Annotated in this window: 11 protein-coding genes; 4 read left to right on the top strand and 7 right to left on the bottom strand. The window is 58.9% G+C overall.

Features of this window, described 5'->3' with window-relative positions:
* Positions 1 to 3: 3 nt before the first annotated feature.
* On the top strand, positions 4 to 2,148 hold the full coding sequence (gene brxL / locus LRQ04_RS07590; protein WP_235519137.1) for a BREX system Lon protease-like protein BrxL: 2,145 nt from the start codon (positions 4 to 6) through the stop codon (positions 2,146 to 2,148).
* A gap of 463 nt (positions 2,149 to 2,611) precedes the next feature.
* Here brxL and LRQ04_RS07595 read toward each other — a convergent pair whose 3' ends face one another.
* On the bottom strand, positions 2,612 to 2,785 hold the full coding sequence (locus LRQ04_RS07595) for a hypothetical protein (RefSeq protein WP_235519138.1): 174 nt from the start codon (positions 2,783 to 2,785) through the stop codon (positions 2,612 to 2,614).
* Positions 2,786 to 2,858: 73 nt separating this feature from the next.
* Here LRQ04_RS07595 and LRQ04_RS07600 point away from each other — a divergent pair, with 73 nt between their 5' ends.
* Positions 2,859 to 3,074, top strand: coding sequence for a hypothetical protein (locus LRQ04_RS07600; protein ID WP_235519139.1), 216 nt, complete (start codon positions 2,859 to 2,861; stop codon positions 3,072 to 3,074).
* A 355-nt stretch (positions 3,075 to 3,429) separates the two neighbouring features.
* Here LRQ04_RS07600 and LRQ04_RS07605 read toward each other — a convergent pair whose 3' ends face one another.
* A complete protein-coding gene (locus tag LRQ04_RS07605; RefSeq protein ID WP_235519140.1) occupies positions 3,430 to 4,530 on the bottom strand; it encodes an endonuclease NucS domain-containing protein in 1,101 nt (366 codons plus the stop codon).
* Positions 4,531 to 5,545: 1,015 nt separating this feature from the next.
* Here LRQ04_RS07605 and LRQ04_RS07610 point away from each other — a divergent pair.
* Complete coding sequence (locus LRQ04_RS07610) at positions 5,546 to 6,937, top strand: APC family permease (protein WP_235519141.1); 1,392 nt, start codon at positions 5,546 to 5,548, stop codon at positions 6,935 to 6,937.
* Between the two features lie 17 nt (positions 6,938 to 6,954).
* Here LRQ04_RS07610 and LRQ04_RS07615 read toward each other — a convergent pair whose 3' ends face one another.
* From LRQ04_RS07615 to LRQ04_RS07625, 3 genes are read right to left on the bottom strand one after another with little or no spacing between them, the layout of a single operon-like run.
* A complete protein-coding gene (locus tag LRQ04_RS07615) occupies positions 6,955 to 7,827 on the bottom strand; it encodes an SDR family NAD(P)-dependent oxidoreductase (RefSeq protein WP_255773972.1) in 873 nt (290 codons plus the stop codon).
* Positions 7,828 to 7,884: 57 nt separating this feature from the next.
* A complete protein-coding gene (locus LRQ04_RS07620) occupies positions 7,885 to 8,259 on the bottom strand; it encodes a TfoX/Sxy family protein (protein WP_235519143.1) in 375 nt (124 codons plus the stop codon).
* Between the two features lie 43 nt (positions 8,260 to 8,302).
* Entirely contained in the window at positions 8,303 to 9,547 is a 1,245-nt protein-coding gene (locus LRQ04_RS07625) for an NAD(P)/FAD-dependent oxidoreductase (RefSeq protein ID WP_235519144.1), read from the bottom strand.
* 397 nt (positions 9,548 to 9,944) lie between these two features.
* Between LRQ04_RS07625 and LRQ04_RS07630 the strand changes: the two genes are divergently transcribed.
* Entirely contained in the window at positions 9,945 to 10,148 is a 204-nt protein-coding gene (locus LRQ04_RS07630; protein WP_011773907.1) for a cold-shock protein, read from the top strand.
* Between the two features lie 69 nt (positions 10,149 to 10,217).
* Here LRQ04_RS07630 and LRQ04_RS07635 read toward each other — a convergent pair whose 3' ends face one another.
* On the bottom strand, positions 10,218 to 10,958 hold the full coding sequence (locus LRQ04_RS07635) for a hypothetical protein (RefSeq protein ID WP_235519145.1): 741 nt from the start codon (positions 10,956 to 10,958) through the stop codon (positions 10,218 to 10,220).
* 193 nt (positions 10,959 to 11,151) lie between these two features.
* Entirely contained in the window at positions 11,152 to 11,790 is a 639-nt protein-coding gene (locus LRQ04_RS07640) for an ATP-binding cassette domain-containing protein (protein WP_235519146.1), read from the bottom strand.
* Between the last annotated feature and the right edge of the window lie 137 nt (positions 11,791 to 11,927).

The raw sequence follows: 11,927 nt of genomic DNA on the forward strand, positions 1-11,927 counted from the left end.
ACTATGAGCGAAGTGAGCGAGGTCAATCCAGGGATCACCGCTGGGGTCACCACATCAGCGGATGCCATCCCGTTGCAGAGCGGCCTGGACCGAAAGATCAATCAGCTCTTCCCCGGCGTAGTAGTCCGCAAGGACCTGGTGAAGGCGGTCAAGGGCAACGCCATCGTGCCCTCCTTCGTGCTGGAGTACCTGCTCGGCCAGTACGCTGCATCCGACGACGAAGCCACCATCCAAGCAGGCATCGATTCGGTGCGTAAAATTCTCGCCGACCATTACGTGAACCGAAACCAGTCAGAACTGGTGAAGTCCACGATCAAGGAGCGCGGACGCCATCGCATCATTGACAAAGTGACCGTCACGCTCAACGAGAAGGATGATGTCTACCAGGCAGAGTTCGCCAACCTTGGCATCAAGGGAGTGCTCGTCGAATCCGCGACGATCAAGGCTCACCCGAAGCTGCTTGTTGGTGGTGTTTGGTGCATCTGCGACATCGAGTACTTCCACAGTGATGACGCCCGCATGGTGCCGTGGATACTGGGGTCGATCAAGCCCATCCAGCTGTCGAAGTTCGACTTCGAGGGTTACCTCGCGGCGCGGAGCGAGTTCACAACCGACGAATGGACTGACTTGCTTGTGCAGTCGATCGGGTTCAATCCCGAACTGTTCGGCCGCCGCGCCAAGCTCATCCAGCTCGTGCGACTCATCCCGTTCGTCGAGCGAAACTACAACCTCGTCGAACTCGGCCCCAAGGGCACCGGCAAGTCGCACATTTTCTCGGAGTTCTCACCCCACGGCATGCTCATCTCGGGTGGCGAAGTCACCGTCCCCAAGCTGTTCGTTAACAACTCCAACGGCCGCATCGGGCTGGTCGGCTACTGGGATGTCGTCGCGTTCGACGAGTTCGCGGGCAAGAAGAAGCGCACCGACAAGGCGCTCGTGGACATCATGAAGAACTACATGGCGAACAAATCGTTCTCCCGCGGCGTCGAGACGCTCGGCGCGGAGGCGTCCATGGTGTTCGTCGGCAACACCTCGCACACCGTGCCTTACATGCTCAAGCACTCCGACCTGTTCGACGAGCTTCCCGAAAGCTACCACGACTCGGCCTACCTTGACCGCCTGCACCACTACATCCCGGGGTGGGAGGTCGACACCATCCGCGGCGAGATGTTCTCCAACGGGTACGGGTTCGTTGTCGACTACATCGCCGAGGTGCTCAAGTCGATGCGTTCGGCGGACTACTCCGACCGCTACCAGCAGCACTTCACACTGTCCTCTGACATTTCGACACGAGACCGCGACGCCATCCACAAGACCTTCTCCGGGCTGATGAAGATCCTGTACCCCCATGGGGAAGCCTCGCCCGAAGAAGTCGAAGAGATTCTGCAGTTTGCCATCGAGGGCCGCAAGCGCGTCAAAGACCAGATCCTTCGGATCGACTCAACGATGGCAGCCGTGAAGTTCGGCTATCTCGACAAAGCGGGTACATGGCATTCAATCTCCACGCTTGAAGAGGATGAGTACCCGGAGTACTACTATCCTGAGCGCCAGGTAAGCACTGACCCTGAAGAAGCAGCGGCCTATCCAACTGGACCCGCCGCGACTTCCGCGGAAGACGATCAACCAATTACGCCCGAGCCTGTCACCGAAAAACCGCTCTTTGCGGGCCACCAAGAGTTCCAAGAGAACCAGCGCGGAGTCTCGTTCGAAACTCTCTTGGTACCGTACCTGCGCGGAGCCACGCAGATCACCATTACTGACCCTTACATCCGGCAGTTCCACCAGGCCCGTAATCTGATGGAACTAATCGAGTGCATCGCGGTCACCAAGGACGCGGCCGACGAATTCCACGTGCAGCTGCATACCTCGGAAGCCACAGACGGCGTTGACAAACAGCGAAAACAGCTTGAGCTGCTGCTAAAGGTCAAACAGGCCGCGGCAGTTGCAGGAATCAAAGTAGATGTTAATTTCTTCAGCAATATCCATGACCGCTCCATAGTCACCGACACTGGATGGCGAATCGTCTTAGGCCGAGGGCTCGACATCTTTCAGTATGTTAATGGGGATTCTTTCGACCTTCCGTCCAGACTCCAGACCTATAGGCAGGTAAAAGCTTTTGGTATCACCTATATTCGAGAAACATCTTGATGCAATGGAATTTGCCATTGTAGCCAACTGGTCCAGTCGCGAGTTGCGACGTTCGTAAAGACTACAATTGCCTGCTGTGCGCTGAAGCCGACTGTTGGAGTGCTGCGCCGTACCCGTCAACTTGGTCGGCCACCAGCTTTACGTCCTGGCCAACCCGCAGAGGCCCGAGGAGTAAGGGCGGGGCAGCCAAGGTAACCCGCCGCATCCAACGCCGCCTGCTACGGGAAGCCTGCGGTGTGCTTCCGGTAGTCGCAGCCATCAAGCACGGTACGTAGATAAGGCACAGATCAAGCCCGGTACCCGGTCGCCCACGACACACTAGTGGTCCCAGGTTTGGCCAGGCCCTCAGACTCTCATTCATCACCGGCGCCGGCAACCTCGACGTCGTGGCAGCCTTCACGGGGGCGGAGGGCGCGGACGGGCTTTCGCCGATCTTCGCCGGCGCGGCCATCCTCTGCCTTTCCTACTCGGGTTCGAGGCCTTTTCGACCTTCGCTGAAGAAGCCAAGGACCCGAAGCGCAACCTGCCCAAGGCCATCATGCTCACGGTGCTGGCCGATGTCATCTTCCTCGGTCTGGCTTACACCAGCAACCTCGTACTGCCGGTCAGCACCTTCAACGACGTCGACCTTTTTCACCGCCGACTACCGCGCAGGCAGCCTCGGCTCCGCCCTAACCTCGCACGCTTCCGGCTCGCGGATCACCCACTCGATGGGCCGGATCGGCGTCTTCCCGGCAGCCCTTGGCAAGTCGCATGCCCGCTTCGGCACGCCGTTCCTGCCCGTGCTCCTGACCTTGGCCGTCTCACTGCTGGCCCTTGTTTTGAATCTGCCGACCATTTCATCGCTCATCAGCTTCGGCGCGCTCGTCGAAATTTCGGTGGTGAACCTCGCGGTGATCAAGGACTACTACTTCGACCAGAAGTAACGCGGAGCTCGCAGCGCCATCCACAACCTGGTGCTGCCTGCTATTGGGTTCGCCCTCACGGTCTGGTTGTGGACGAGCTTGAGTAGCCTGTCGCTCGTGTTCGGCCTTGCGTGGGCGGCCGTTGGCTTGGCTTGGATCGCCTACCCGGCGCGCCGATTCCGTCGCCTGGCACCGAAGCTGGACTTGAAGGAAGCGTAGGTCCCGGGTTGGGTTTTCCGATGCGATCCGCGCTAGGGGCATGCCCCCAAGGCGCACTGACATGTCGTTGTGGTCGTTTTCGAGGGCGGGTCTACCCAACGTGTCTGCATCACGGTATGACGCTGCTCAAGCGCTTGCTGTTCTCCGCTAAGCGGGCTCAGGCTGAATCGAGCTGGAAGGCCTTTGCGACCTCGCTGATCGTTAGTTCGTGGCGCAACTTACACGCACTGTTCTGATTGGCAAATAGGCCCTTCCGCCAAAAGGCCTCGGATACATCAATGGTCTTATCCCACGAAACGGGCACCACATATTCGTTCAAATCCGGCCCGTCAGGTTCTGCCTCGAGGGAGTGGAGTCCGTAGTCAGCATGCAGGTCGAGATCTACGAAGCGCTTCTCCACCCCATTGACGTTAAAGGTTGCTTGACGTGCAGCGGATGCGGTTCCAGAGACGGTTCCGACTCCCACGTAGCCGCTACCCGGAATACAAACGAAGACCCGTGCTCCGATAGGTAGCTTCCTAAGAGAGCGTGAGTACCATTCGCCGCCGCCGGCAGATACAAAACCATAGGTGCGGGCGTCCAGCCAACTCCGTGTGTTGTTCTCTAAGCCAAAAGCGACGTAATAGTCTCTCCCGTTCCATGGTGCCTTGGTTGATGCACGCTTTCCGCCGGCACTTTGGAGATCTTGGTGGGCACCCTCGATAAGCCAGGTACGTGCAAGGTAGGAATTGCCCTCATCTGCAAAGTACCGAAAAAGCATCACATTTATAGGAACCGAGTATGAACCGCTCAAGTACTGGACGATGCGTTCTGTACTGTCGTCCAAATCGCCGGCAACGATGGTAATGAAGTGCGCTTCGTTCAGGTCATCGGGCGTTGGAGTGCCTCCGAATCTATCAGCGAACGCAACGTCGAAATCACCGTCGGGATTGTGCTTCTGGAATATCTCTCGCACGTCGTCGTTGGATAGATGTTGAACCCACGAGGCGTAGTCCAGAGCTTGGGCGACGACTTCGCGTGGGGTCCTGTCACGTTTGAGCTCAATGATGTGGACTGATCCTTCGACGTCAATCCCGACGATGTCAATGAACTTGCCATAGCTCGTAAGAACCTGGTGACCCAGGATGAGAAGCTCTGTTTCCAAGATGGCCGGGTCGTCAAGAATGAGCTGTTCCAGCCGCGATTCGTAGGGCATCCTCGAGGGAGAAAGCTGCCTCGCTCTGTCTGTAACTCGCCAAAGCCCAATCTCGAGTGGCATGGCTTTCCTTTCCCGGGGTCAGAAGTTGATATGAGCTTAGCCGCCAAAGGCCCAGTCTGCCGTTAAGGAGAGAGTCGTAGACCGACGGAGGTGGTTCGACGTCGTGGGGGCCTAGCGCAATTGCCCCGCAACTACCTTCGCGTCCAAGCCAACCCACCCAGGATCGATGAATAGTGCCGCGTCAGCCACGGAAGGCCCACCACAAACAAGCGTGCCTGCCCCGTCACACCTGCAGTGCGCTTAGGGTAGCCCCACTCAAAGCAAGGGCATGTCCAGAAATGAGAAATCCAACCCGTACCCCGTTGACCACAAGACGGAAGTGATTCCATCATCGGCCACGTTCAACGAAGCGGCCTCTACTGGCAACCCTCCGTCGTCAGGGACTAGCGGCTGGTCCGGCGCATCGATCCCGGCTGCCGCAATGAACGCATAAATAGCAGTCGGCATGCGGTTGTTGAACCCGGACTAGACCGTGGCGAGGCGTTCGGAGAGTTCGCCGCCGAAGGTGATGGCGCTGTCGTCGATGGACTCCAGGCGGCGGTGCCGGTGCATAACCACGACGGCCGAGTTCGCGGAGGTGGATGTCGTGGTCGCCTTCGGTGCCGGCGAGCAGGTGTGTGCACGCCAGACGGGCGGAGGGGGAGGGGAGCGCCTCGCGGTTGAGGGCTTTTATGCCGAAGTCTGGGCCGTATTTGCCGGTTTCGGAGCCAGCAGAGGATGTCGGGGCCGTGGTGTTGGCGGGGAGCGACCGGGGACTAAGGGCGCGCACGAGGCGAATGAGTGTGTGGCTGTCTTCAGACCAAGGCCGTCACATATTGACTGTGACCCGCCTCACCGTCACACTAAATGAACGCTATTCATTTCACGTTCACAAGACCAGAGGCGTCCACCACGCGCCCACGAGTCAACCCCCAGCACTTCAGGATCTCGGCGACCCCGTCGATCCGGTTGCCGCTACGAAGTTCTGCAGCGTCGCAGCTTCCAAGCACACCAGCATCAGCATCAAGGATCCCCAATGACCCCCACGTTTGAAACTGATACACCGGCAGGCGAGAAGCCTGTGGGGCCCGCGTCCACGGAGTCAGCGAACCAGGGTTGGCGCCGTGTCCTCGGCGTTCCCTCCCTGGTCCTGCTGGGCTTGGTTTACATGGTGCCGCTGACTATCTTCAGCACCTACGGCATCGTCGTGGAACTGACTGGCGGGCGACTCTCGGCTGCCTATGCCGTGACCCTGGTGGTCATGCTCTTCACGGCGCGATCGTACGGCCGGATGTCGCAGGCGTTCCCGTTCGGGGGATCCGCGTACACCTATGCGACTCGATCCTTCGGGCCGGGCCTTGGCTTCATGGCCGGGTGGTCGCTCCTGCTGGACTATTTGCTGCTGCCGATGATCAACTACCTGCTGATCGGCATCTACATGGAAGCCGCATTCCCGGCTATCCCGGCCTCGGTGTTCATGATCGTCTCCATCCTTGCGGTTACCGTGCTGAACATCCTCGGCATTACTGCGATTGCCAAGGCCAATTTTGTGGTGGTGGGACTACAAGCGCTCTTCATCGTGTTGTTCGTCGCCCTAGGGCTTTCCTCAATCACGGGAACCGGCAACGTTGATCTTCTGGCGCCCTTCACCGGGGCCGAAGGTGCAGAGGGACTTTCGCCTGTCTTCGCCGGCTCCGCTATCCTCTGCCTCTCCTACTTGGGGTTCGACGCCGTTTCAACCTTCGCGGAGGAAACCAAGGATCCGAAGCGGAACCTGCCCCGCGCCATCATGATCACCACAATCCTGGCCGGCATGATCTTCCTGGGACTCGCGTACATCAGCCACCTGGTTCTCCCCGTCAGCACCTTCAACGACGTGAACTCGGCGGCCATCGAGGTCATTGGCGCAGCGGGCGGCGAGTTGCTGGTTGCCTTCTTCACGGCTGCCTACATTGCCGGCAGCCTCGGATCAGCATTGACCTCACAGGCCTCGGTCTCACGAATCATTCATTCCATGGGCCGCAGCGGAGTGTTCCCGGCTGCCTTGGGGCGGTTGCACGAACGATTCCGGACTCCCGTCCTGCCGATCCTTTTGACCTCCGCCGTGTCGCTACTGGCCTTCGTATTGGACCTTTTGACCATCTCATCGCTGATCAGCTTCGGAGCGCTCGTAGCGTTCTCCGTGGTCAACCTTGCCGTCATCAAGCACTACTACTTCGACCAAAAGGCCCGCGGAACTCGCGGCGTGATCCATAACCTTGTGCTTCCGGGCATTGGGTTTGTACTCACGATCTGGCTATGGACGAGTCTGAGTGGCTTGTCGATCGGATTCGGTCTGGCATGGGCTGCCGTTGGCTTGGTCTGGCTCGCCTACTTGACGCGTGGTTTCCGCAGGCCTGCGCCGCAGCTGGACCTGAAGGAGGCGTAAGGTTCCTGAGCGGAACCTCAGAGGATCTTCGCCAGTCGGGTGCATTCCTCCCACAGCCTCCTTCGCGCCGCCGGGTCCGACCCCATGCCCGGCGTCGGCAGTTCCTTGCGCTTGGCCCAGAGTTTGCCGGACACCGCAGCAGTCTCCGGCGAAGTGGCCAGCCAAAAGGGCGTATCAGCCGCTTCCTCGGCAGGCTTGCCCAACGTGTTTGTCAGCCATCGGAAGGGTCCGCCAACGTCCTGCAGCAGCCCCGTGTTCTTAACCAGGCCCGGGTGCACGGCATTCACCACAACGTTTGAGCCCCGAAGGCGCTCCGCGAACTCCTGCGTTAACAGAACCCGGCCAAGCATCGTCGGTGGGGTAGCGCGCATGTAGCTGTACTTGCGCTTGGTGGTCTGAAGGTCGTCGAAATCCATCGTGGTAACCGACGGCCCGCCCGAATACTTCGACGCGATATTGACCACCCGCGACGTCCAGGCATCGTCCGCATTTGCCCCGCGTTTCAGCGAATCCACGAGCAGATTGGTGAGCAGGAAATAGCCCATTACGTTGGTGGCGAAAGTGACTTCGAGGCCGTCCGGGGTCACTTGGCGTTCCTTACGGAACACGCCAGCAGCGTTAACCAGCACGTTGAGTTTTTGATGACGGGAATGGAACTCGTCAACTGCCGACCGGATTGAGGCCTGGATAGAGAGGTCACACGCAAGCGGCTCCAGCGCCGCGTTAGGGACTACAGCCTGGATGTCGCGAATCGCGTCTTCTGCCCGCGCTTCTGAACGGCCAAGCACGACGACGGTCCCTCCTTCGCGGGCCAGCGCCATAGCGATGGCCTTGCCAAGGCCGCCCGTAGCGCCCGACACAAGGGACACTCGCCCATTCATTGATGCCATAGCAGGATCACAGCACTTCCGGACATGTTTGGCGAGGGCTTTTGGGTGCAGGTTTGCCTATTTCTTGGGCTGCTTTGCCCTGGATGCCTTGGGCGTTTTGGGCGGCAACTTCGCCACGTTCTCAAACGCCTTGGCCACCCATTCCGCAGTTTGCTCGGCGTCGTCCTGCCACGACTCCGGAAGTCCGACGTAACCGCCCATTGGACGTTCTGCGGGACCAAAGGGTTGCGTCTGGTGATTGGACTCCAGTTCCTGCTGGTCGGCCTCGGAGAGCTTCACGCCGATGGTGGGCCCAAACAAGCCGGCGAACATGTTGCCGTGAACGAAAGCGCCGAGATTCCCGAACATCGGCTTGACCTCCACGTCTGAATCTTCGGGGACGGCCGAGCGGAAGCGTTCTTTGTCCGCCTCTGAGGGCTTGGGCATTTGCATGGATCGTCCTCCTGGGAGCGTTTTGACTGAGTGGGAACAGTGTTCAAAGGCCGGAGATTCGTTCAGCGATAAATCTGGCGTCTAAACCCACACCACCGACTATCGCTGAATAGTGCCGCGTGAGCCAGGGCAGCCCGACGACGAACAGTCCAGCTGCCTCCATCACCCCACCCACGTGCTTCGGGTAGCCCCACTCATCAACCACCGGCATGTCAACGAAGCTGAAGTCGAGCTTGTACCCGGTTGCCCACAGGACGGACGTGATGTCGGCGTCGGCCAGGTTCAGCTGTGCCGGCTCCGTAGGCAGCCAATCATCCGCGGCTAAAGGTGGCTGCGAGGGCGCATCAATCCCCGCTGCCGCAATGTAAGCATCAATCGCCTTTCGCGACCGCTGTCCAAACACGGACTCGACTGTGGCCAAGCGTTCGGGGAGGTCGTCGCTGAAGGTGATGCCGCCGTCGTCGATTGCTTCAACATGGCCATGCAAGTGCATGCCGCGGCGGCCGAGTTCGCGGAGGTGGATGCTGTGGCCGCCGTCGATGCCCGAGAGCAGAGGGTTGGGTGCGAATCGCAGGGAGGGGGAGGGGAGCGCCCCGGTGGTAAGGGCGTTGATTCCGTAGTCGGGGCCGTGCTTACCGGTTTCGAGCATCCAGTAGATGAGGTCTTGGCCTCGGTATCGGCGGGGCGCTTCAGGGACGACTGAAACTGCGAGGTGGACGTCGCGTCCGGCGGCGTGGAGTTCCTCGGCGATTTGCCCACCTGACTGCCCGGTGCCGACGACCAGCACGGCGCCTTCGGGCAGTTGCTCGGGATTGCGGTAGTCGTGAGTGTGCAGCTGGGTTACACCGCTTGGGAGCTTCGCGGCGAGAGCCGGGATCTTGGGAACTTGGTAGGCGCCCATTGCAAGAACAACGTTGCGCGCCTGCAAGCTGCCCAGAGACGTCTCAATCTGGAAGCCTCCGTTCGAGGTCGGGGATAACTTGGTCGCGTCGACGCCGGTGTGAACCGGCGCTGTGATCAGCTCCGCATACCGCCTGAAGAGGTTCACCGCGGCATCGCGGGGGATGAACGCGTCCCGGTCGTCGCCGTCGTACGGCATCCCAGGGAGGTCAAGCGAAAGGTTGGGAGTGTTCATGTAGAAGCCGTCCCAACGATCCTGGAAGGCACCGCCCAGTGAATCCCGTCGCTCAAGGATTTGATGCTCGACGCCGAACTGCGTGAGCCAGTAGCTCGTCGTGAGGCCCGCCTGGCCTGCGCCGATGATGACCGTGTCAGGTGTCGGTCCCATGGGGTGAACGTTACGCTTGCGGGCGGCGTTTGGGGATGGGGGAAGAAGGTTTTGAGAAGACAACCAGGACCACGGCGTGCCTGATAGCGACTGCCGCTCCGGCGATTTCCAGCTGGGTGATCAAGGAAAGGCTCCAGGGTGTACGCAAAGGCGACGAGCGGCAGTAACGCCCAAGTGGGGGTGTCCCGACCACACCTGATGGATAAATGTTTCCCAGCACTAGCCATCTGCTCAAAACTCTGTAGACTTGACGGTGTTGTTGTGTTTGGCATTTGGTAGTTCAGGCAGTCCCCACGATCCTTCCGGATCGTGACTTTCTGAAGTAACTGTGGAGAACACCCCACACCCGGAGACCCGAAAGTCGGGACAATCTCCACCTTCAGTAAGGACTGAAAAAATGGCTACAGGTACCGTAAAATGGTTCAACTCCGAAAAGGGCTTCGGCTTCATCTCTCCTGAAGATGGCAGCCAGGACGTTTTCGCTCACTACTCTGCGATCAACTCCTCGGGCTACCGCTCCCTCGAAGAGAACCAGAAGGTTTCCTTCGACGTCGAGCAGGGCCCCAAGGGTCCCCAGGCAGTAAACATCCAGGCTATCTAGTCTTCGGATAACTCAGAAGCACGGCCGGTCACTGACCGGCCGTGCTTTTTTGTCTGCCCAAGTGGGCCTTTACACAAATTTCGTCATCCGTGACCAGACAAAGACGGACACCAGGGCAACAATGAGCAAGCCCCCGGCCATGGCGGCCAGGCCGAGTTCGAGCTGCACTGGGAATGGCGGGCGTGGACTGAACCCACCCCAGTAGTTGAAGACGCCCTCTGCAGCGGCGGTAAGAATATTTCGTGGATCGTAGGGCCCAGCGAAAGGTGCCACCATAAGCAGCCCGCCGGCAGCCAAGCTCGGTATCAGCATGCTTCTGGCCGCGAGTCCGACAAACAGACCCAGTAGCCCGAACATGATTGCCGTAGACGCGCTGAATGCAATTTGGACGGCGGGGCTTCCAACAGCCAGTGTTGCAACAGGGTAGGGAAAGCTGCGATCGACGGAGGGTAGAAAGGCCGCTCTGACGATAGGCGCTACAGCAAGGCTCAACGTCGCCGCAACCAGGACCGCAGCCAAGGAAACGGCCACAACAATAGCCGCTTTGGCAACGACGTATGGCGTTGCGCCTTGTGTGACCACTCGATCCTTCAAAATACGACGGCGGGCGTCGCCGGCCGCTACGCCACACCCGTACACGAAAAAGAGTAGCGGGATGACCAAGAAGGTGATCATTTCAAGTCCGGTTCCGACTCCATTCGTTCCTTCGAGGGCTTGGTAAGCAAGGTAGGCCCTTTCATAGTCATAGCGAAGTGGATTGTCCACCAGCTTCTGACCGTCCTGAACCACCAAGCTCATGGGCTGTTCCATGGCCTGAGCCAGGGACAGTCCGTTGGCTGATGCTTGTGCCGCCGTCGCCTCGAGACGAGTCATGCTGGCACCGACGTTGCTGACACTCCCGGTGAATGCGAATACGAGAGCCAAAAGGAGACCAGCGAGGGGAAGCAAGAGCATTCTGCTCCAGTGCTGATACCTCAGTTCGGTCCTCATGGAACGAAGTAGGCTATTCATCAAACTCATCGATCTTGGAAGCTTCGTTGCCTGGATCTCGATGGATCTTGCCACGTCGAATGGTGAACTCAGATGAGGCAACGCTGCGGTAGAACGCGGATTCGTGATCTGAAATCAGTACACAGTTGGTGTCGGCGCTGGACTCCAGCAATTGCAGCAGGCCCTCTCGACCGGATTTATCCAGGCCAGACAGCGGTTCATCCAACAAGATGCATGGTTTCAGTGCTGCGAAAGCCGCTGCTATCTTGATCTTTTTTCTTTGTCCGAGAGAGTAGTTTGCAGATCTCTTCCTGAGAAGATCATTATTGAAGAACATCCGAACTGCAGGAGTTTCCTCAATGACTTCTGAAGATGCATCTAGAAGGGCCCGCAGATTCTGCAAACCTGTGAGTCGCCCGTGCAATGTGGAATCATCAAAGGCTACGGCAATGTTCTTCAACAATGATTCGCTATGCCAGAGAATGCTTCCTTGGTATCGTTCAAGCCCAGCCAAACACTTCAGCAAGGTGGTCTTGCCGCTCCCGTTTTCACCCCGAAGCACGTATATGCCGCTTGAGGGAATAGTTAATGATATGTTGTGCAACACGTTTATTCGGCCGTACCGTTTGGAAAGATCTGTTATGCGTAACATGAGTCCTCGTTTATGGAGGGGCCGGCCGCTCAGGACCGGCCCCTTTGGGCACTAAGTCCGTTGACTAGCCCTGCCACGCATACCAGGCGCCGTCGCCATATACGTTTGCGCTCTGGATGACGGTTGAGTGATAAATG

This window comes from Paenarthrobacter sp. AR 02, assembly GCF_021538675.1.
Classification (GTDB): Bacteria; Actinomycetota; Actinomycetes; order Actinomycetales; family Micrococcaceae; genus Arthrobacter.

Coding starts and splice junctions, on each gene's coding strand:
- brxL (WP_235519137.1), top strand. CDS start 4: ATGAGCGAAGTGAGCGAGGTCAATCCAGGGATCACCGCTGGGGTCACC.
- LRQ04_RS07600 (WP_235519139.1), top strand. CDS start 2,859: ATGGGCCGGATCGGCGTCTTCCCGGCAGCCCTTGGCAAGTCGCATGCC.
- LRQ04_RS07605 (WP_235519140.1), bottom strand. CDS start 4,530: ATGCCACTCGAGATTGGGCTTTGGCGAGTTACAGACAGAGCGAGGCAG.
- LRQ04_RS07610 (WP_235519141.1), top strand. CDS start 5,546: ATGACCCCCACGTTTGAAACTGATACACCGGCAGGCGAGAAGCCTGTG.
- LRQ04_RS07615 (WP_255773972.1), bottom strand. CDS start 7,827: ATGGCATCAATGAATGGGCGAGTGTCCCTTGTGTCGGGCGCTACGGGC.
- LRQ04_RS07620 (WP_235519143.1), bottom strand. CDS start 8,259: ATGCAAATGCCCAAGCCCTCAGAGGCGGACAAAGAACGCTTCCGCTCG.
- LRQ04_RS07625 (WP_235519144.1), bottom strand. CDS start 9,547: ATGGGACCGACACCTGACACGGTCATCATCGGCGCAGGCCAGGCGGGC.
- LRQ04_RS07630 (WP_011773907.1), top strand. CDS start 9,945: ATGGCTACAGGTACCGTAAAATGGTTCAACTCCGAAAAGGGCTTCGGC.
- LRQ04_RS07635 (WP_235519145.1), bottom strand. CDS start 10,958: ATGGAACAGCCCATGAGCTTGGTGGTTCAGGACGGTCAGAAGCTGGTG.
- LRQ04_RS07640 (WP_235519146.1), bottom strand. CDS start 11,790: ATGTTACGCATAACAGATCTTTCCAAACGGTACGGCCGAATAAACGTG.